General features: G+C 26.8%; 1 protein-coding gene. It reads right to left on the bottom strand.

Going from position 1 to position 231, the window contains the following annotated elements; genetic code table 11:
* Positions 1-34: 34 nt before the first annotated feature.
* The coding region (locus tag KVT11_RS20790) for a DegT/DnrJ/EryC1/StrS family aminotransferase (protein ID WP_217609235.1) at positions 35-231 on the bottom strand (197 nt) is incomplete at its 5' end.

The raw sequence follows: 231 nt of genomic DNA on the forward strand, positions 1-231 counted from the left end.
GATAGAAATATTTCCTGGTAAACTAATTATATGCTTACAATTCTTCATTTACATAATGTCTCATCTCTTGATTTTCTAAAATTATTGGAAAGTATGAATAGTTGTGATGGTCATTATCATCAATTGCTACAACATTAATTCCTGGGATCTCAGATAATTTTTCTTCATATTGATGATAAATTTTTTCTCTTGGTATTATATCTTGGTCAATTTCTTCCAAATTCACTAATC

The organism is Bacillus sp. GbtcB10 (assembly GCF_019091365.1).
Lineage (GTDB): Bacteria > Bacillota > Bacilli > Bacillales > Bacillaceae > Bacillus > Bacillus altitudinis.